Below are 19,901 nucleotides of genomic sequence, written 5' to 3'. Positions count from 1 at the left end.
TCCTGCTTTCCCCCGTCGCCGCCCTTGGCCGTGCGACTATGGCCATGGTCGCCACTTTGGGACGGGTGTCGATGTTCACCGCCCAAACGCTGCGGCACATGATAACCCCGCCCTACTATCCCCACGAGTTGTGGCACGCGCTCATTGCCATCGGTTGGCTCAGCCTACCGGTGGTCGGCATGACAGCAGTATTCACTGGCGCGGCCCTCGCCTTGCAAATCTACGCGGGCGGGGCGCGGTTCAGCGCCGAAGCGGTGGTTCCCCAAATCGTCGCCATCGGCATGACCCGTGAGCTTGGGCCGGTATTAGGCGGCTTGATGGTAGCGGCCCGGGTGGCATCGTCCGTCGCCGCCGAAATCGGCACCATGAAGGTCACCGAACAGATCGACGCGCTGGTCACCCTCTCGACCAATCCGATGAAATACCTCACCGCCCCCCGGGTCCTTGCCGCCACCTTGTCGGTGCCGATCCTCGTCGCAGTGGGCGATGCCATCGGCATCATGGGCGGCTTTCTGGTGGGCACCTCGCGGCTGGGCTTTAATGAGGCCACCTATCTGAAAAACACCTTCGATTTCCTTGAGGTCTGGGATGTGGGCTCGGGTCTGGTCAAGGGCGCCGTGTTTGGCTTTTTGATTGCGCTAATGGGCTGCTATTTCGGGATGAATTCGGGCCGCGGTGCGCAGGGTGTCGGCGCGGCTGTCAAAGCCGCTGTGGTGGCGTCGTCGGTGCTGATCCTCGCCTCGAACTACCTTCTGACAGAGGCGTTCTTTTCCTCATGATTGAACTGCAAAACGTCAAGAAAGCCTTCGGCTCCAACGCGGTGTTGTGCGGTGTTGATCTGTCCATCGCCAAAGGCGAAAGCATGGTGATCATCGGCGGGTCAGGCACCGGAAAATCGGTCACCCTGAAAAGCGTGCTGGGTCTGGTCACCCCGGACAGCGGCACCATTCTGGTCGACGGAAAGGACGCCACCAAGGGCGACCGCGACGCCTTTCTGGAACGCTTCGGGATGCTGTTTCAGGGCGCGGCCCTGTTCGACAGCATGAAGGTCTGGGAAAACGTCGCCTTCCGCCTGTTGCGCGGCCCCCGCAAAAAGCCCCGCGCCGAGGCCCGCGCCATTGCCATCGAAAAACTGCGCCGGGTTGGCCTGCGGGAATCGGTTGGCGATCAGTTTCCGGCCGAACTGTCCGGCGGGATGCAAAAACGGGTCGGGCTGGCCCGCGCCATTGCCGCCGATCCTGAAATCATCTTTTTCGACGAACCCACCACCGGACTTGACCCGATCATGGCCGGCGTCATCAACGATCTGATCCGCGAGATTGTGGTGGAAATGGGCGTCACCGCCATGACGATCACCCATGACATGACCAGCGTGCGGTCCATCGCCGATAAGGTGGCGATGCTGCATGAGGGCGTAATCAAATGGACCGGCACCGTGGCCGAGATGGACGCCACCGACGATCCCTATGTGCAGCAATTCATCCATGGTCGCGCCACCGGCCCGATCGAAGCCGTGCGTTAGGATGAGGGGTCGGGCGCGGCACCGCCTGCGATGAGACCGGTTCTGGCCGCCGTCAATCTTGGACTGTTGATCGCCTTTCCGGTGGCATGGGCGGCGCCGCTGATGCGGGCTGGATTGCTACCGGTCTTCGGCATGTCCGAAATCTCGGTCCTGTCCGGTCTGCGCAGCCTGTGGGGCAGCGACCCGGCGCTGGCGCTTCTGGTCGCATTTCTGGCAATCGTCGCCCCCTATGGCAAAATCCTCAGCCTTGCGGGCATCCAGTTCGGCTATCTCAGTCCCAAGGCGCTGCCTGTCGTGAAAGCCTTTGGCCGCCTTGCCATGGCGGACATCTTTTTGATCGCGCTCTATATCGTGGTCGCAAAGGGCGTGGGTGTGGGCCGGATCGAAACCGCGTGGGGTTTGTGGCTGTTTACCGGCTGTGTCAGCCTGTCGCTCGCCCTGTCATGGCTCACCCCGAAATCCCGCTAAAAAGGATCAGGACTTGGTCTGCATTGGCGTTGGGGTCACGGTCCGGCGTTTCAGCCGTGCCTCGCGCCACGTGATAAAGCTGATTGCGGCGATAATCATGCCGCCGCCAAGCACCACGTACCCATCCACTGGCTCGGCAAAGAACACTGCGCCCATCAATACCGCCCAGACCAGTTGCAAGAACACCACCGGCTGGGTCACCGTCACCGGTGCAGCCCGAAAGGCCAGTGTCATGGCGTAATGCCCACCAGTGGCAAAGACGGCCACCAGAAAATACCCAGCCAAAGCTCCAAGCGACGGCGTCACCCAATCGGCAAGGGCGAATGGCGCAAGACCGATCGCCACCATAATCGACAACAGCCCAACGATGACCTCGGGCCCGTGCCGTTCGGACAGCGACTTTGCAATCAGATAAGACACCCCAAAGCACAAGCCGGTAACCAGCATCGCCAGATGCCCCAATCCGATCTCGCGAAAGCCGGGCCTGAGAATGATCAGCGCCCCTACCAATGCCGCCACGACAGCCAATAACCGGCGCAGCGCAAAGCCCTCACCCAGAAATAGCGCCGCCCCAAGGGTCACATAGATCGGCGCCAGATAATTCATCGCGGTGACTTCGGCCAATGAGATCTGGGTCATGGCGTAGAACCAGAAGATCACACCGACCAACTGCGCCGCAGCACGCAGACAGAACCACAGCCAGTCGCGCCGCCCGATCACCGCGGCCCGCAAAGCTGGCAGCATCGGCACCAACAGAACCAGCCCCAGAAGATACCGCAAAAACGCCGCTTCTGCGGCGGGCACGACTGGCCCAATCGCCTTGACCGTCGCCTGCACGCCGACAAACAACAGGCCGGTGACCAGCATCCACAGAATGCCAACAACAGGGCGCGCCGGGCGCAGTGATTGAGACGGGATTTCAATAGCCATAGCGCGTTGTTACAGGATGCCAGCAAAATGCCAAGAGCGCTTGGCGTCAGCCCTTTGGCCGGGCCACAAGTTGCTCCATCCGCTGGACGAACCGCGCCGGTCCCAATTCTGTCTCAGCCGTGTGCCGCGCCGCCGCTGACATCTGCGATAGCTGCGCCGGATCCTTGGCCAGCCGATCAAGAACCGCCGTCAACACCTCGGGGTGGTCCATCGACACCACATGGCCATCCACCCCGTCGGTCAGATACCCGGCGCTGCCGCAGCGCCCGCCAATCACCGGCACACAGCCATAGGCCATCGCCTCGATCGGCGCGGTGCCCAGTTGTTCGCGGGCCGCAGGCAGCACACAGACATCGTGCTGGCCATAGACCGATCCCATATCGCCAAAGTCCAGATTCTCTTTCAGCGTAATCCGCCCTTGGGACGCCGCTGCCGCCCGGCGCAAGCTGTCCAGATGGTCCGGGTCGGCATCGCGCACCGACCCAAGGGTCGAGCCGACCAACGTCAGGGTCATCCGTCCCTCCGCCAGCCCCGCCGCCATCGCCGCGATCAGCTTATGCTGGCCCTTGCGCTGCTGCATCAGCTTGCCGACACAGAGCACTGCCAAAGGCGCGTCCGGCTGGCGTTGCCGCACAGGGACCTCCGGGTCACGGGCAACCGGCCAAGGCAGATAATGGGCGCGGGGATCGATGCTCGCCACGCCATGCCGGGCCGGTTTCGGCGTCACCCGCCACTGCGGCAAGCCTTGCACCGCCCGCTCCAGCACATCCCGAAAGGCGGGCAGTTCGGACATCGCCTTTTGGTCATAGCGCAGCATCGGCAACCGCCCGAACCGGCCGGCGCCTTCCACCCAGCGCGACAACGGCCGCGCGGTCCGCAAAATCACCAGATCAGGGGCGAACGCTTTCAGATCATGGCGCAGGTCGCGCGGCGAACTATCACGGCCCACCACCTGCGGGGTGACAAAACTGTAATCCTCGGTCGGCTCCCGCTTGGCGGCGAAGACCTTGACTTGGTGCCCGGCCTGAACCAGCGCCTTGGTGGCAAAGAACAGGTTGGTGTGAAACCTCGGCACGACGAACAGAAACTTCGACACTTCCGCCTCCCTTGTCACGGACCACTGCGCAAGCCACCAGACATGCCGCCCGCACTATGTGTCCGAGTAGCAGCGCAGGCCGATTGCAGCAACCGCAGCGCGTCGGTCGATTCTGGCTTTTCCTTGGGCCGCGATCCTCTTAGGTTTGGCCGCATGTTTGGTGATTTCCTAAAAGGCCTGATGGCCCCCGATCCCGCCCCGCTGACCGATGCGGATGCCCGACTGGCCTTGACCGCACTTCTGGTGCGGGTGGCCCGGGCCGATGACACCTATGACCTTGCCGAAATGACCCGGATCGACCGCATCCTCGTCGCCCGCTATGGCCTGTCGCCCTTTGCCGCCGCAGGTCTGCGCAGCCAAGGTGAAGAACTGGAAGCCCAAGCGCCCGACACGGTGCGATTCACCCGCGCGATCAAGGATGCGGTGGAATACGACGACCGCATCGGCGTCATTCAGGCCCTCTGGGAAGTCGCCCTTGCCGACGGTGATCGCGACCCGGAAGAGGAAAGCCTGCTGCGGATGGTCTCTAGCTTCCTCGGCGTGTCGGATCAGGACAGCAACCTTGCCCGCCAGAAGGTTCAAGCCAAGACCGCCGGATGACCGCCGACCTGCCGATCTGTGACCGGCCCGAAACGGCCACCGAAACCGGGACGCTGCGCATCATCGGGACCGCACCGCCCCCCCGATCTTGGCGCGCGTCTGCACCTGTTCGAAATCGCTGACGCGGACACGGCGTCGGACCTGCGGCTGCCCGCTCTGCCGCCACTTTCCTAGGCCTTTGCCTAAGAAAACGCAATTTCCGCCGCGTTGGGTCTTGCATTCCTGCGCCCAGTGACTGGTAAATACTTCGTCACATGGAAGGAACCCCCGCTTGCAACCCAAGCCCGTCATCGAGATTCGCGACCTTCACAAAGCCTACGGCGGCTTGGAGGTTTTGAAGGGCGTGTCGTTGACCGCCCATCGCGGCGATGTGGTGTCGCTGATCGGTTCCTCCGGGTCGGGAAAATCGACCCTTCTGCGATGCGCGAACCTGCTTGAGCACAGCCAATCGGGCGACATTCTGTTCGACGGCGACCCAATCCGCTGGGCGGGCACGCAGCATGATCGCCGCCCTGCCGACAAGCATCAGGTCCTTCGGGTGCGGACCAACCTGTCCATGGTGTTCCAGCAGTTCAACCTCTGGGCGCATATGACCATCCTTGGCAATGTGATGGAGGCCCCGGTCACCGTCCTGAAACAAGACCGGGCCGAGGTCGAGGCCCGCGCCCGCGCCCTGCTGGACAAGGTCGGCATCGGCGACAAATGCGACGCCTACCCGGCGCAATTATCCGGCGGTCAACAACAGCGCGCCGCCATCGCCCGGGCATTGGCGATGGAGCCAAAGGCGCTGCTGTTTGACGAACCGACCTCGGCGCTTGATCCCGAACTGGAACAAGAAGTGGTCAAGGTGATCAAAGATTTGGCCGCTGAAGGGCGCACCATGATCATTGTGACCCATGACATGCGGATGGCACAGGATGTGTCCTCGCATGTGGTGTTCTTGCATCAAGGCTTAATCGAAGAAGAAGGCCCGCCAGTGACGCTGTTCTCGGCCCCGAAATCGGCCCGGCTGCAACAATTTCTGTCAGCCTCGGTCCCCGCCTGACCCCTTTGTTATTCCCTGCTATAAAATGGAGCATCCATTGAAGTCCTTTCTAACCCTCACTGCCGCGATCCTCAGCCTCAGCGCCGCGACGGCCTTTGCCCAAGACACCGTTCGTTTGGGAACCGAAGGCGCCTATCCTCCGTACAACTTCATCAACGACAATGGTGACGTTGACGGGATGGAACGCGAACTGGGCGACGAATTGTGCCTCCGCGCCAACCTGACCTGCGAATGGGTCACCAACGATTGGGACAGCATCATCCCGAACCTGGTGTCGGGCAATTACGATGCCATCATCGCGGGCATGTCGATCACGGATGAGCGTAAAGAAGTGATTGCCTTTACCCAAGATTACTACCCGCCAGCCGCCTCTGCCTATGCCGCGCTGAGCGATGACCTTGATCTGTCCGAGGCCGTGATCGCGGCGCAGACCGGCACGCTACAAGCCGGCTATGTGGCCGAATCCGGTGCCGCCCTGCTGGAATTCGCCACCCCCGATGAAACCATTGCCGCCGTCAAGAACGGCGAAGCCGACGCGGCCTTCACCGACAAGGATTTTCTGGTCACCATCGTCGCCGAATCCGATCTGATCTTCGTCGGGGACGATGTCCTGCTCGGCGATGGCATTGCTGTCGGCGTGCGCCAATCGGATAGCGAGCTGCAAGACAAGTTGTCGGCGGCAATCACGTCGATGAAAGAGGACGGCAGCCTGAACGCGCTGTTGGTCAAATGGTTCGGTCCGGAAACGGCAACCTACTGATGCGGATGGACCGGCCCGGCCTGATCGCGGGTTCGCCCGATGTTTGAAAGCTGCGCCGATCCTTCGCTGCTTGATGGACTGCCATGGCTTGCCTGTTATCTGACAACGGGCAAGCACATGGCGTTTTACGGCTCATTCCTGACCGTTCTGGCGCTGCTCGCCATCACAGCGCCCTTTGCCATGCTGTTCGGCTTCGGCGGCGCAATGGCGGCCCGGTCCGACATCGCCCCGCTGCGCTGGCTCGGGAAAACCTATACCGCCATGGTCCGGGGCGTGCCGGACATCGTGTTCTTCCTGTTTGTTCCCATTGCGATGGATCAGGGGCTGGAATGGCTACGCCACAAGGTCAAATGCCCCGACTGGGACGCGCCGATCCGGCAGGGCAGCGATTTCGTGGTCTGTACCGCCGCTAAGCTGCCGCTGTCGAACGCGCCGCAATGGGCGCATGAGGTGTATGGCTTTGCGTTGGCCATGATCGCCTTTGCCATCGTCTTCGGCGCATTTGCTGCCAATGTCCTGTCAGGCGCGATGACGGCTGTGCCAGTGGGCCAGATTGAGACCGCCGCGGCCTATGGCATGAGCAAGCGCCAGACCTTTTGGCGGATCCTCGTGCCGCAAATGTGGGTCTATGCCCTGCCTGGCCTGTCGAACCTGTGGCAAATTTTGGTCAAGGCAACGCCCCTGCTGTTTCTTCTTGGGGTCGAAGATATCGTCTATTGGGCGCGCGAACTGGGCGGTGCCAAGACCAGTACCTTCAGCTATCCGCACCCGGACTGGCGGCTGTATTACTTCCTTGGTCTGCTGGTGTTCTACCTCAGTCTGACGCAGGTGTCGGACACCGTCTTCCAGCATCTCATGCGGCGTCTGTCCCACGGGCAGGCCACCTTGGCCGGAGAAGCCCAGCGAAAGGCCACCGCATGACCTGCTTTGAGACCATCCAAGCCTATGGCCTGCGTTCCATCGGGATCGGCGAGCGCCTGTTGCCCCGGTCGGATTTTACCCTGTGCCAGCAGTTTACCCTGATTGGCTCTGGGATGATCTGGAACATCTATTTCGGGGTTCTGGCGCTGATCTTTGGGTTCGTTCTGGCCACCGCCGTGGCCATGGGCAAGGCCAGCCCGGTGGCGCTGATCCGCAAGCCGTCGGAATGGTTCATCTTCGTGCTGCGCGGCTCGCCGTTGTTCATTCAGTTCTTTTTGGCCTATGAAACCTTCGTGCTGCTGCCCAAATCCGGCATCGACATCAATCTCGGCTTCACCCATCTCACCGCCCAGACCAGCTGGCTGACCAAGGCATGGGCCGGGGCGTTGGTGGTGTTGTTTCTGAACACCGCCGCTTATTCCGGCGAGATTTTTTATGGCGCACTGCGGTCGGTGCCCAAGGGCGATCTAGAGGCCGCAGATGCGTACGGCCTGACCGGCTGGACCAAGTTTCGCCGGGTAACTTGGCCCACCATGCTGCGGCTGGCATGGCCGGCCTATACCAACGAAGCGATCTTTCTGTTCCACGCCACCACCTTGGTTTATTTCTCGGGCTTTCCGGCATGGAAACAGCAAGGCGACGCCCTGTATTACGCCAGCTATTTCGCCGACAAGACCTTTAACCCCTTCGTGGCCTATCCTATCGTTGCCGGATATTTCGTGCTGCTAACCTTGGTGGTGATCACCATTTTCGGGCAGGTCAACCGCCGGCTGAACCGGCATCTGGCCCCCGCAGCCCGGTCGCGCATTCGCTATCGGCCGCAATTGATCCGCTAATCCATCAGCCCCTGCGGCCGATGTTCTTCGGCCGCAGGGGCACCGAACGCGCTGCCACCTCCTCCGCAAGAAAAGGCCCCCGGTCAGACCATGGACATTACCACTCCCAGCCTGCGCACCGCCTGCGCCGATCTCAACGGTCAGATGCGCGGCAAACGTCTTCCGGCCCGCCACGCCACCCAGTTGGAATACAGCGGTCAACGCATGCCGCTGTCGGTGCTGACGCTGGATCTGTGGGGCGCCGACATCGAAGACAGCCCGCTGGTCCATGCCTCGGGCGATGCGGACGGGCAATTGCGCTGTACCGAACGCGGGCCCGTGCCGATGCCGTGGTTGCCCGAGCCCGCAACATTGGTGCCGATGTGGATGTATACCGACGATGGCGCACCGTTCGACGCCGATCCGCGCCATGCCCTCGCCCGGGTTCTCAGCCGATATTCCAAGCAGGGCTGGAAGGTCATCGCCGCCACCGAGCTGGAATTCACCCTTGTCGATGACAGCGGCGGCGCGCTGGATACCGTGCGGTCGCCGATGACCGGGCGGCCCCTGACCGGACAGGCGATCAACTCGGTCACGGCGCTGGACAGTTTCGCGCATTTCTTCGACGATCTGTATGACGGGGCCGAAGCGATGGGCATTCAAGCCCAAGCCGCCATTTCGGAATCGGGACTGGGACAGTTCGAGATCAACCTCGATCATGGCCCCGCCATGCGGGTGGCCGATGACACCTGGCTGTTCAAATCGCTGGTGCGCGGCATCGCCCGCAAGCACGGCATGGCCGCCAGCTTCATGGCCAAGCCCTTCGATGCCGATGCCGGCAACGGGTTGCATGTGCATTTCTCGGTGCTGGACGACAAGAAACGCAACATCTTCGACAACGGGCACATGACCGGCTCTGCCGTGATGAAACAAGCGGTGGCAGGCTGTGTCGCAGGCATGCCCGGCGCAACCCTGATCTTTGCGCCGAACGGCAATAGCTATGCGCGGATGACGCCGGAAAACCATGCGCCGATCGGGGCGTCATGGGGCTATGAGAACCGCACCACCGCGATCCGCATTCCCGGCGGCCCACCGGCGGCGCGCCGGATTGAGCATCGCTCGGCCGGGGGCGACACCAACCCCTATCTGGTCATGGCCGCCATCCTTGGCACCGCGATCATCGGCATTGAGGACGGCCTGTCGCCGCCCGACCCGATTCTTGGCAACGCCTACGGCCAGCGCATCCTGAAATGCCCGACCAGTTGGGACGACGCCATCGACCGCTTCGCGACCTCGCCGCGGATGACCCGTGTTTTCCGGCCCCGGCTGGTCGAGATGCTGGCCATGGTCAAACGCCAAGAGCAGATCAAGACCAACGCGCTATCTGCCAACGACCAGATCCTGTCGGTGTTCGAACGCGTTTGATCCGCTTGCGCTGCGTCTGCCCTAAGACTAGCGTCGGGCGACATCATGTGAGGCTTCCATGCATCTAGGCATTCTGCAATGCGGCCCGGTTCCGCCCGAAGTGGCGGCCACCTATGGCAGCTATTCCGACATGTTCCAGCGTCTGCTGGGCGGGCGCGGTTGGCGTTTTTCCACTTGGTCGGTCATGGATATGGCGTTTCCGGAGAATGTTGACGCCGCCGATGCGTGGCTGGTGACCGGCTCGCGCTATGGCGTCTATGAGGACCACGCCTTTATCCCGCCGCTTGAGGATTTCATCCGCGCCGCATGGGCGGCGAAACGTCCGATGGTGGGCATTTGCTTTGGCCATCAGGCCATCGCTCAAGCCCTTGGCGGCACCGTCGTGAAAGCCCCCAGCGGCTGGAATGTCGGGCGGCAGGTTTATCAGGTGGACGGCGCGGGGCCGTTGGCGTTGACCGCATGGCACCAAGATCAGGTGATCGCATTGCCCGCCGGAGCCACGGTAATTGCCCGCAACGATGCCTGTCCCATCGCGGGCTTCACCATGGGCCAGACCATCCTGACCCTACAGCCCCATCCCGAATTGGGCACCGATGTGGCCCGCGACTATATCCTGCTGCGCTTTGATTACCCGGAATATCCGCCCGGGATTATGTCCGCCGCCGAACGTTCCTACGATTTGCCACTGGATACCGGCGCCACGGCCGCATTCATCGCGGATTTCCTGACGACCGCTTGCGCCACCACCCCGGCCACGCCCGTCACACTTTCAACAGGGATGTAACCCATGTCCGACTGGCTTGACCGCATTCCCACCGCCGCTCAGAAATATCTGGAAGGGCACCGTCTGGACGAGGTGGAATGCATCATTTCCGACCTGCCCGGCATTGCCCGGGGTAAGGCGGTACCGGCGGCGAAATTCGCGCGCCAAAGCAAGTTCTACCTGCCCGACTCGCTGTTCTTTCAGACCATTGCCGGGGGCTGGGCCGAAGCGGCCGGCGAGGCCGGGTTCACCGAGCCAGACATGGCCCTGATCCCGGATTACGAAACCGCCACCGCCGCGCCCTGGACTGCGGACAAAACCCTTCAAATCATCCATGACGCCTATGATCCCAGCGGCGTGCCAATCGCGATCTCGCCGCGCAACGTCCTGAAACGGGTGGTCAGCCTGTTCAAAGAGCGCGGCCTGACCCCGATCATCGCCCCCGAGATGGAATTTTTCCTCGTCGCCCGCAATGTCGATCCCGGCGTGTCGATCAAACCGATGATGGGCCGCTCGGGACGGCCCGCCGCCGCGCGCCAAGCCTATTCCCTGACCGCCGTCGATGAATACGGCCCGGTGATCGACGACATCTATGAATTCGCCGAAATCCAAGGCTTCGAGATTGACGGCATCACCCAAGAAGGCGGGGCTGGTCAGTTGGAAATCAACCTGCGCCATGGCGATCCGGTCAAGCTGGCCGATGAGGTGTTCTATTTCAAACGCCTGATCCGCGAAGCCGCCTTCCGGCATGACTGCTTTGCCACCTTCATGGCCAAGCCGATCGAGGACGAGCCGGGCTCGGCCATGCATATCCACCATTCGGTCGTCGACAGCGCCACCGGGCGAAACATCTTTTCGTCCCCGGAGGGCGAGGAAACCCAAGCTTTCTATCACTTCATCGCCGGGATGCAGAACCACCTGCCCAGCGCCGTGGCCATCCTTGCGCCGTACGTCAACAGCTACCGCCGCTACGTCAAGGATCACGCCGCGCCGATCAATCTGGAATGGGCCCGCGACAACCGCACCACCGGCATCCGGGTGCCGATCTCGGAACCCGACGCCCGCCGCGTTGAAAACCGCATCGCGGGCATGGATTGCAACCCCTATCTCGGCATCGCTGCCTCGCTGGCCTGCGGTCTGTTGGGCCTGATTGAGAAAAAGCAGCCGACCGAGATGTTCGTGGGCGATGCCTATGCTGGCGATACCGAAATCCCCAACGGCCTTTATGATGCGCTGGAACTGTTCGGCGAAGCGGCAAGCCTGCGCGAGATCCTCGGCGGCGAATTCGCCCGGGTCTATGAGATCGTCAAGGAAACCGAATATTCCGAGTTTCTGCACGTGATCTCGCCGTGGGAACGCGAGCATCTGTTGCTGAACGTATGAACCTGCTGCATGCCAATGACCAAGACGGGGCCTATCCGCCCAGTTGGTACGCCGCCACCGCCGATCCGCTGCCGCCTTGCCCACCGCTGACCGGCGCGGTTCGCACCGATGTCTGCATCGTTGGCGGCGGTTACACCGGTCTGTCAGCGGCCCTGCATCTGGCCCAGCGCGGCTATCAGGTGCGGCTGGTCGAAGCCCAGCGGATCGGGTTTGGTGCGTCGGGGCGCAATGGCGGTCAGGTCGGATCGGGCCAACGCCTTGAGCAAGACGCGCTTGAGCCCCTCGTTGGTCCCGACGACGCCGCCCGCCTGTGGCAGATCGGCGAGGACGCCAAGGCAAAGGTCGCCCAGCTGATTGCCGATCATGGCATCGACTGCGCCTATCGCCCCGGTGTCGCCCACGCCTACCACCACAGCAGCGCGCTGCCACAAGCTCTGTCCCTCGTCGATACGCTGGCGCGCCGCTATGACTATGGCCAGCTTGAGGTGTTGGACCGCGACGGCATCGCCGCCGCCACCGGATCGCCGGTCTTTGCCGGTGGTGTTTTGGATCATGGCGCGGGTCACCTGCACCCGCTGCGCTTTGCCCTTGGGCTGGCCCAAGCGGCGCAGGCCGCCGGAGCCGTCTTGCACGAACGCAGCGAGGTCATCGGCATTGCCGCCGGTCCCCGCCCGCAAGTGACCACCGCCACGGGGCAGATCACCGCCGACTATTTGATCCTCGCCTGCAATGGCTATCTCGGCGGATTGGCCCCCGAGGTGGCCGCCCGGGTGATGCCGATCAACAATTTCATCCTTGCCACCGAACCGCTGACCGACCGTGCGCCTGACATCCTGCCCGGGGACATCGCCGTGGCGGACGACCGGTTCGTGGTGAACTATTGGCGCAAATCCGCAGATGGCCGCCTGCTGTTCGGCGGTGGCGAAAGCTACGGCTACCGCTTTCCGGGCGACATTGCGGCCGTGGTCCGCAAGCCGATGCTGGCCATCTATCCGCAACTGGCCGGGGTCCGCATTGATCACGCGTGGGGCGGCACCTTGGCGATTACCCGGTCGCGCCTGCCCTGCTTTGCCGCTCTCGCCCCCAATATCCTGACCGCATCGGGGTATTCCGGCCATGGTGTCGCGCTGGCCACTCTGGCGGGCGAGATTCTGTCGGAAACCATCGCCGGCACCGCCGGTCGCTTCGATCTGATGGCCCGTCTGCCCACCCCCGGCTTTCCCGGCGGCACCGCCCTGCGCAGCCCGCTACTGGCCCTGGCAATGACCTGGTTCGCCCTGCGCGACCGGCTTGGGATTTAAATCACATTTGGCACCGCGCCCGCCGCATTGGCGCAAACGGTCATAGCCTTGTTACCGCGCATCGGTTACAGTTTTCTTGAATATCTCTTTCAGGAAATCCGAAACTATGACCGCTGCCGCGCCCAATGTTTATGACGCCGAACCGATCCCAGAAGCTGCCCGGGTCGAGGTTGACCGCCTGCTCCGCAGTGGCGATCTGTTCCGCTACACCAGCGCCAATGCCCCGGTCGCCCTGCTGGAACAAGAATTTGCCGCGCTGATCGGATCGACCTATGCGCTGGCCGTGGCCTCGTGTTCGTCAGCCTTATTCCTGTCCCTCAAGGCGCTGGACCTGCCGGAGAAGGCCAAGGTTCTGATCCCCGCCTTTACCTTTGCGGCGGTGCCCTCGGCAGTGGTTCATGCCGGATGTACGCCGGTGCTGGTCGAGGTCGGCAGCGATTACCGGATCGACATGGCCGATTTCCGCGCCAAACTGACCGACGACGTCAGCGCCATCCTGATCAGCCACATGCGCGGCCACACATCGGACATGGATGCGATTCTGGCCTTGGCGGCCGAGCGCGACCTGCCGGTGATCGAAGACGCCGCCCATTCCCTTGGCACCACGTGGCATGGCCGCAACATTGGCACGCTGGGGCGGATCGGTTGCTTTTCGTTCCAGTCCTACAAGCTTCTGAATGCCGGTGAAGGCGGGATTCTGGTGACCGACGACGCCGATCTGGTGGCCCGAGCCATCATCATGTCCGGCGCCTATGAGCATAACTGGCGCAGCCACAAAGCCGTCGCAGCCAGCTTTGAGACATGGCAGAACCGCCTGCCCCTCTATAACACCCGGATGAACAACCTCTCTGCCGCCGTGATCCGCCCGCAACTGGACGTGCTGCCACGCCGGGTCGCCGATGGCCGCGCCAATCATGATCTGGTCGCCGCGCGATTGGCGGCCGCACCGTGGTTCACGGTGCCGGACGCCCTCGGGCCAGAACAGCGCGCGCCGGATTCGATCCAATTTTCACTGGCAGGCTGGAGTGACGCTGAGGCCACCGCCTTTATCGCCGCCGCCAAGGCGCGCGGGATCCCGGTGCAGATTTTCGGCCTGTCGCGCGACAATGCCCGCGCCTTTTGGAATTGGCAATTTCTGGGCGATCTGCCGGACTTGCCACAAACCCGCGCCATGCTGATGCGCGCCTGCGATGTGCGCCTGCCCGCCCGCCTGACCCAAGCCGACTGCGAAGGGATAGCCGATGCTCTGCTCATGGCCGCCGCCGAGGTGAAAGAGCAGCGCGCCTACGGCACCTGATCCGCGGCGGCGCTGACCACCTGCAGATCGCCGTCAAGCCAGCCGAACCGGTCCAGCACCGGGGCCACCACCATATCTTGCAGGATCAGACGCAGGCGCAGGGCGATGTCGCCGGGGATCGCCCCCAAACTGTCGCGCCGGGCACAAAGCGACAGGCTGCGGCTTAGCGGCGGCAGGGGCAGCGGCACCATCGTGACCCGGTCGTTAAAGCGATGCGCCCGCAAAAACCCCAGCGGCGTCAGGATGGTCCAGCCGACTTGCTCGGCGACCATCGCCAGAATGGCGTGGTAGCTGTCCATCTCAAAGCGGTGCTTCACCTCGACCGCGTGCCGCGCCAGATGGGCCGCGATCTGGCGCCCCATCAGATGTCGCTGGGTGTACTGGATCAGGGGCAAGTCCGCCAGATCGGCCAAGGTCACCGCCCCGCCCCGCCCGATCGGCACCGCCGCAACGAACGGCTCGCGCAACAGCGGATAGCGCTCCATCCAGTCGGCGGGCGGGCCGGAATCGGCGGCGACGATCACATCCAGAACCCGGGTCTCAAGCTGATCGAACAACCGGTGGCTGGCGCCGGTTTCCAGCAAGAATTGGCACGACTGCAACAGCCCGGCCATATCGGTCAGCAAACGCGGCGTCACATCGGCGTCGAAATCTTCAATGACGCCAAGGCGCAGACGCTGCAATTGCGACAAATCCCGGTTCGCCAGCTCCGAGCGCGCCAAACTGGCCTCGCCCAAGATCGCCCGCGCCCGCCGCAAAAAAATTCGGCCCGCAGGGGTCAGGCGGATTGGCCGCGCCGCCCGGTCCAGCAGCCCGGCCCCCAAGGCCGCTTCCAGATTGCTCAGCTGTTGACTGACGGTCGAGGCGCTGGCGCCAACCCGCCGGGCCGCGTCGGAAATCGATCCGGTTTCGGCAATCGCCGCAAACACCTCAATGCCCCAAAGGGTCATCCGGCCCTGCGCCCCGTCCTTGTGCCCCGCCATCATATCCGCCCGCGGCTTGCGCCCCTCTGGCCCGTCGGGCCGATCAGTCCTGCAGCTTCGCCAGTTTCGCTTTCAGCTCTGACAACTCGCGTTTGATGTCCTCGATCTCATTCGGCGCAGCGGCTGCGGGTTCGGGTTCGGCAGGCGTGGCATCGCCCTCACCCCCCGGCCATCCCGGCATCATTTTGGCCAGAAATGCCTTCTGCTGGCGCTGCATCGCCTCAAAGCCCGAAAGCGGGCTCATAGTGCCGGGCAGACCCGGAAAGGTCTCAAGCATCTTGGCCTGACTGTCGCGCAGCATGTCAAAGGACGAGGCCAGAAACTGCGGCACCACGCTGTGCGCCGTGCTGGTATAGCTGCGCACCAGATCGGTCAGGACCGAGATGGGCAAGACGCTTTCGCCCTTGCTTTCGTGCTCGGCCACGATCTGCAACATGTATTGGCGGGTCAGGTCATCGCCGCTTTTCAAATCGATGATTTTCAATTCGCGGCCAGCGCGGATGAAGCCCGCGATATCTTCCAACGTCACGTAATCGCTGGTTTCGGTGTTGTACAACCGCCGGCTTGCGTAACGTTTTACGAGCAGTGGTTTTTCGGTGTCGGACAAAGGCATCCCTCCAGCGTTGATCCGCTGCGTTGCAGAGTAGGCGAGCCGGTAGCAAAAAGAAAGAGCGGGCATGACGCCCGCTCTTCATCGGATCTCACCCCAGGGGACGGGGCGGTTCCGTGTGCGCATGCAGGCGAAAATTGCCTGCGACTGCGTTTTACTTCGCAGCGACGGTCGAGGTCACTTTTTTGGCAGCAGCAGTCGCGTCAGCGGTTGCTTTCTTAACAGCAGCAGTCGCGTCTTCGCTGATGTCTTTGCCAGCGGCCATCATCAGTTCAACGGTTTCCATCTGCACTTTTTTCGCAACTTCAGCGAAAGCAGCCATGGTCTCGGACGAGATTTCAGCCTGAGCCGACGCGAAGTCAGAAATGGCTTTGCCATACTCGGACGGATCAGCTTTGACAGAAGTCATGGCGGTCAGTTTCGCCAGAACGTCTTTGGCCCATTTCGACGAAATCTCGGTCGACTTTTCAGCAGCTTCCAGAGCCACTTTCGACATTTTTTCGTTCAAAGACGCCGAGGTCTTGAACGCGTCTTGCATAGCTTTGGTATCGACAGGGAACGACCCCATCATGTCTTGCATCATTTTGGTCATGTCGTTGGTTTTGGTAGCAACCATTTGGAGGTCTCCTGATTGGGGGGGTGCGGATGATTCCGCGTTTGCGCCTTGCCCACAATATGCCCGCTGCGCTGCAGCATTTCAAGAGGAATTGCTGCAGCGCAGCAAAAATAATGACGCTACGACAGGCAAGGCGGCTTTTCCCAACAAAATCAGGTCGAGCGCTGGTTCAGAACATAGGTCCCCGGCGCGGCCGCCAACACCGGATGGGTGTCAGAACCCGGATCGCGCGCCGGAACCTGCTTGCCCGCCCGCTTGGACAGCCACTCGCGCCAGCGCGGCCACCACGACCCCTCATTCAGGGTCGCGCCGTCGAACCATGCGTCAGCCTCCACCGTCATCCCGGTTTTGGTATAGTGACCATACTTCTTCTTGGATGGCGGATTGACGATGCCCGCCACATGCCCCGATTGCGACAGCAAAAAGGTCTTCGACCGGCTGCCGAACTGCCGCAGCCCGGCATAACTGGCCTTCCAAGCCGCGATGTGGTCGGTCTCGCATGCAATGGCGCAGACCGGCACCTTCACATCCTTCAGGGTGACACTTTCGCCGCCAATCGAAAAGCCGGTGGTGGCAAAGCGGTTCTGCTGGCACAGCCCGCGCAGATATTCGACCGCCATCTTACCCGGCAAGTTGGTGCTGTCGCCGTTCCAATACAGCAGATCAAAGGCCGGCGGCGCCTGCCCCATCATGTAGCTCTTGATCGCCGGGCCATAGATCAGATCATTCGACCGCAGATAGGAAAATGTCCGCGCCATAATAAAGGAACTCAGCATCCCGGTCTCGACCGCTTCCCGTTCAATCCCGTCAACGAAATCATTGTCCAGAAACACCGACATTTCGCCCTGATCGCTAAAGTCGGTCAGGGTGGTGAACAGGGTGACCGATTTCAGTGATTTGTCCCCGCGCTTGTCCAGAACCGCCGCGGCAAGGCTCAGGGTCGTGCCGCCGATGCAATAACCCACTGCATTGACCTGCGGTTGCCCGGTGATCGCTTTCACCTGCGTGATCGCCTCGACATAGCCCTCGTCCAAATACTCATCCATGCCGACCCCGGCATAGCTGGTATCGGGGTTGACCCAAGACACCACGAACAGCGTGATCCCCTGATCCACCACCCATTTGATAAAGCTGTTCTGCTCTTTCATATCCAGAACGTAGAATTTGTTGATCCACGGCGGAAAGACGACCAGCGGCACCTGATCCACGGTCTCGGTCGTGGGTGTGTACTGGATCAGTTCGAACATCCGGTTGCGATACACCACCGATCCCGGCGTCATCGCCAGATTCTCGCCCACCGTGAACGCGGACTTGTCGGCCAAGGTCACCACCAGCTCGCCGCTGTTTTCTTCGATGTCCTTGACCAGATTCTCCAGCCCGTCGACCAGCGATTGGCCATTGGTTTCGACCGCACGCTCCAGCGCGTCGGGATTGGTGGCCAAAAAATTATTTGGCGCGAACATATCGATGATCTGCTGGGTGAAATACTGCACCCGCTTGCGATCATCCTTTTCCAGCCCGTCCAGATCGTCCAGCGCCTCACCGATGGCCTGCGAGGTCAGCAGATAGTTCTGCTTGACGTAATTGAAATAGGGGTGGGTGTCCCACATCGGGTTGGAAAACCGGCGATCCTTGGGGGTCGGATCCTGTGGTGCCGCCAGCTTCCCCGAAGTCAGAACATGCTGCGCATCCACATAATGCTTCAGCATCTTGCCCCAGTAACTGACCTGATGCTCCATCACCTTGGCCGGATTCTGGACCATGGTGTTCATATAAGCCGACGCCGCTTTGAAATAGACCTCATGGCTCGGCGCATGCAGTCCGGGATCGATTTGCTTTTTCGTCGCCATCGCCGCAACCAGCCGCTGCGACAGCGCCTCAACCCGAGAAATGTTCTCGTTCAGGCGTTGCAAATCAGTCGCCGTGGTTTTTTGATCGGTTGTCATGTCCCGCCTCCCCCCTTAAATAGATTTATTAATGGTACACACATTACTGTCGTGATGGAGGACCAAAGCTGTCGAGCCGCGTTCAGCGGACCGGCACATCTGGAGAGTACAATGCGTTTCATGGCCACCTACGATTTGATGGAAACCGTTCGCAATACCAACCAATGGCTTGGCGCCTCTGCACGCGCTTTTGGATCCTACCCAGCAACCAGCCTTCTGCCAACCCCGGCTTTCAACATGATGGCCGCGTGGGGCACGGTGATGGAACGCAGTTTCTCCCGGATGACCGCCAAACCGGACTGGGGCATCCACAGTGTTCTGGGCAAAGATGGCAGCGACCACGTCGTCACCACCTACCCGGTCGTTAAGCAACCCTTTGGCGACCTTGTTAAATTCGATGTTCAGGGCCGCGAAACCATGCCCCGCCAAATCTTGGTTGTCGCGCCGATGTCCGGCCATTATGCGACCTTGCTGCGCAGCACCGTCGCCAGCCTACTTCCAGACGCCGACATCTTTGTCACCGACTGGCACAATGCGCGCGACATTCCGGTGTCGGACGGCAAGTTTGACGTCGAAGATTACACCCGCTATGTGGCTGACTTCATTGAACACCTTGGTCCTAACGTCCATGTAATCGCGGTGTGCCAGCCGGTGCCGCTGACCCTTGCCGCCACCGCCCTGCTGGCCGAGAAAAACCCGGCCGCGCAGCCGGCATCGCTGACCTTGATCGGTGGGCCGGTTAATCCCGATGCCGCCGCCACCGATGTCACCGATTTTGGCCGCCGCATCACCATGGGCCAACTCGAAGAAATCGCCATTCAGCGCGTCGGCTTCTGCCACAAGGGCGCCGGACGATTGGTCTATCCCGGCCTGCTTCAGCTCAGCTCGTTCATCTCCATGAACCCCGACCGGCACGGCGAAGCCTTCTTCAACCAGATTCTCCGCGTCGCCAAAGGCGAAGCATCGGACACCGATCATCACAACCGATTCTATGATGAGTATCTGGCGGTCATGGATATGCCGGCGGAATTCTACCTCTCCACCGTCGAGCGAATCTTCAAAAACCTCGAAATTGCCGAAAACCGCTTCGTGGTCGATGGGCATCAGCTTGATTTCGGCAAGATCACCAATGTGGCCGTCAAAATCGTCGAAGGCGAAAAAGACGACATCAGCGCACCGGGTCAATGTCTGGCCGCGCTCGATCTGCTGACCGGCCTGCCCGACAGCAAAAAGGCCAGCCATCTGGAACCGGGCGCCGGGCATTACGGCATCTTTGCTGGCAAAAGCTGGCGCAACAATATCCGGCCACTGGTGCTTGAATTCATCGACGCCAACAGCACCAGCAACGTCACGCAGCTGCACTCCGCCTAAGCGGGCGACGGCGCCAACCGCTGCGGGCCGTGGCCCCGCGCGGTCAGGC

General features: G+C 61.8%; 20 protein-coding genes. 14 read left to right on the top strand and 6 right to left on the bottom strand.

Annotated elements, in window-relative coordinates; all coding sequences use genetic code 11:
- The first annotated feature begins 2 nt into the window (after positions 1 to 2).
- Genes BV911_RS13505 through BV911_RS13495 form a run of 3 tightly spaced genes read left to right on the top strand, consistent with a single transcriptional unit; the run spans position 3 to position 1,990 of the window.
- On the top strand, positions 3 to 779 hold the full coding sequence (locus BV911_RS13505) for an ABC transporter permease (RefSeq protein WP_168184078.1): 777 nt from the start codon (positions 3 to 5) through the stop codon (positions 777 to 779).
- Positions 776 to 1,522, top strand: a complete 747-nt coding sequence (locus tag BV911_RS13500; protein ID WP_086054149.1) for an ABC transporter ATP-binding protein — start codon at positions 776 to 778, stop codon at positions 1,520 to 1,522. Before BV911_RS13505 ends, BV911_RS13500 begins: the two co-directional genes overlap by 4 nt.
- Before the next feature lie 30 nt (positions 1,523 to 1,552).
- Positions 1,553 to 1,990 (top strand): paraquat-inducible protein A, encoded by a 438-nt coding sequence (locus tag BV911_RS13495; protein WP_086054148.1) that lies wholly within the window; start codon positions 1,553 to 1,555, stop codon positions 1,988 to 1,990.
- Between the two features lie 6 nt (positions 1,991 to 1,996).
- Here the strand turns inward: BV911_RS13495 and BV911_RS13490 are convergent, their stop codons facing one another.
- The gene (locus tag BV911_RS13490) at positions 1,997 to 2,920 is read right to left on the bottom strand and encodes a DMT family transporter (protein WP_086054147.1); all 924 of its coding nucleotides are present in this window, start codon (positions 2,918 to 2,920) and stop codon (positions 1,997 to 1,999) included.
- Positions 2,921 to 2,966: 46 nt separating this feature from the next.
- Positions 2,967 to 4,016, bottom strand: a complete 1,050-nt coding sequence (locus BV911_RS13485) for a glycosyltransferase family 4 protein (RefSeq protein WP_086054146.1) — start codon at positions 4,014 to 4,016, stop codon at positions 2,967 to 2,969.
- Positions 4,017 to 4,169: 153 nt separating this feature from the next.
- On the opposite strand from BV911_RS13485, the gene BV911_RS13480 reads away from it, so the two are divergent.
- The 10 genes from BV911_RS13480 (at position 4,170) to BV911_RS13435 (ending at position 14,326) form a co-directional block, all read left to right on the top strand.
- Positions 4,170 to 4,616: a TerB family tellurite resistance protein gene (locus BV911_RS13480; RefSeq protein WP_086054145.1), complete on the top strand. Its 447-nt coding sequence runs from the start codon at positions 4,170 to 4,172 to the stop codon at positions 4,614 to 4,616.
- Positions 4,617 to 4,887: 271 nt separating this feature from the next.
- The gene (locus tag BV911_RS13475) at positions 4,888 to 5,661 is read left to right on the top strand and encodes an ABC transporter ATP-binding protein (RefSeq protein ID WP_086054144.1); all 774 of its coding nucleotides are present in this window, start codon (positions 4,888 to 4,890) and stop codon (positions 5,659 to 5,661) included.
- A 37-nt stretch (positions 5,662 to 5,698) separates the two neighbouring features.
- Positions 5,699 to 6,421: a transporter substrate-binding domain-containing protein gene (locus BV911_RS13470; protein WP_371588185.1), complete on the top strand. Its 723-nt coding sequence runs from the start codon at positions 5,699 to 5,701 to the stop codon at positions 6,419 to 6,421.
- A 39-nt stretch (positions 6,422 to 6,460) separates the two neighbouring features.
- Positions 6,461 to 7,342 (top strand): ABC transporter permease, encoded by an 882-nt coding sequence (locus BV911_RS13465; RefSeq protein ID WP_086054142.1) that lies wholly within the window; start codon positions 6,461 to 6,463, stop codon positions 7,340 to 7,342.
- Positions 7,339 to 8,178, top strand: coding sequence for an ABC transporter permease (locus BV911_RS13460; protein ID WP_086054141.1), 840 nt, complete (start codon positions 7,339 to 7,341; stop codon positions 8,176 to 8,178). Before BV911_RS13465 ends, BV911_RS13460 begins: the two co-directional genes overlap by 4 nt.
- Positions 8,179 to 8,268: 90 nt before the next feature.
- The gene (locus BV911_RS13455; protein WP_086054140.1) at positions 8,269 to 9,582 is read left to right on the top strand and encodes a glutamine synthetase family protein; all 1,314 of its coding nucleotides are present in this window, start codon (positions 8,269 to 8,271) and stop codon (positions 9,580 to 9,582) included.
- A gap of 58 nt (positions 9,583 to 9,640) precedes the next feature.
- Positions 9,641 to 10,366, top strand: a complete 726-nt coding sequence (locus tag BV911_RS13450) for a type 1 glutamine amidotransferase (RefSeq protein WP_086054139.1) — start codon at positions 9,641 to 9,643, stop codon at positions 10,364 to 10,366.
- 3 nt (positions 10,367 to 10,369) lie between these two features.
- Complete coding sequence (locus BV911_RS13445) at positions 10,370 to 11,728, top strand: glutamine synthetase family protein (RefSeq protein ID WP_086054138.1); 1,359 nt, start codon at positions 10,370 to 10,372, stop codon at positions 11,726 to 11,728.
- Positions 11,725 to 13,029 carry an FAD-binding oxidoreductase gene (locus BV911_RS13440; RefSeq protein WP_086054137.1) on the top strand — a complete coding sequence of 435 codons (1,305 nt, stop codon included), beginning with the start codon at positions 11,725 to 11,727 and terminating at the stop codon, positions 13,027 to 13,029. The genes BV911_RS13445 and BV911_RS13440 overlap by 4 nt, the downstream gene beginning before the upstream one ends.
- Positions 13,030 to 13,135: 106 nt before the next feature.
- Positions 13,136 to 14,326 carry a DegT/DnrJ/EryC1/StrS aminotransferase family protein gene (locus BV911_RS13435; RefSeq protein WP_086054136.1) on the top strand — a complete coding sequence of 397 codons (1,191 nt, stop codon included), beginning with the start codon at positions 13,136 to 13,138 and terminating at the stop codon, positions 14,324 to 14,326.
- Here BV911_RS13435 and BV911_RS13430 read toward each other — a convergent pair.
- From BV911_RS13430 to phaC, 4 genes are all read right to left on the bottom strand, one after another.
- Positions 14,314 to 15,309, bottom strand: coding sequence for a LysR family transcriptional regulator (locus BV911_RS13430; RefSeq protein WP_086054171.1), 996 nt, complete (start codon positions 15,307 to 15,309; stop codon positions 14,314 to 14,316). The two genes, BV911_RS13435 and BV911_RS13430, sit on opposite strands and share 13 nt — an antisense overlap.
- A 43-nt stretch (positions 15,310 to 15,352) precedes the next feature.
- Complete coding sequence (phaR, locus tag BV911_RS13425) at positions 15,353 to 15,916, bottom strand: polyhydroxyalkanoate synthesis repressor PhaR (protein WP_086054170.1); 564 nt, start codon at positions 15,914 to 15,916, stop codon at positions 15,353 to 15,355.
- Between the two features lie 157 nt (positions 15,917 to 16,073).
- On the bottom strand, positions 16,074 to 16,535 hold the full coding sequence (locus BV911_RS13420; RefSeq protein ID WP_086054135.1) for a phasin family protein: 462 nt from the start codon (positions 16,533 to 16,535) through the stop codon (positions 16,074 to 16,076).
- A gap of 152 nt (positions 16,536 to 16,687) precedes the next feature.
- Positions 16,688 to 18,481, bottom strand: coding sequence for a class I poly(R)-hydroxyalkanoic acid synthase (gene phaC / locus BV911_RS13415; protein WP_086054134.1), 1,794 nt, complete (start codon positions 18,479 to 18,481; stop codon positions 16,688 to 16,690).
- Positions 18,482 to 18,592: 111 nt separating this feature from the next.
- Between phaC and phaZ the strand changes: the two genes are divergently transcribed.
- Positions 18,593 to 19,852: a polyhydroxyalkanoate depolymerase gene (gene phaZ, locus BV911_RS13410; protein WP_086054133.1), complete on the top strand. Its 1,260-nt coding sequence runs from the start codon at positions 18,593 to 18,595 to the stop codon at positions 19,850 to 19,852.
- Positions 19,853 to 19,901: the final 49 nt, after the last annotated feature.

It is taken from the genome of Pseudoruegeria sp. SK021 (genome assembly GCF_002119405.1).
Classification (GTDB): Bacteria; Pseudomonadota; Alphaproteobacteria; order Rhodobacterales; family Rhodobacteraceae; genus Meridianimarinicoccus.
The sequence above is the reverse complement of the archived record's forward strand: the minus strand, read 5'-3'. Positions and strand labels throughout refer to the sequence as shown.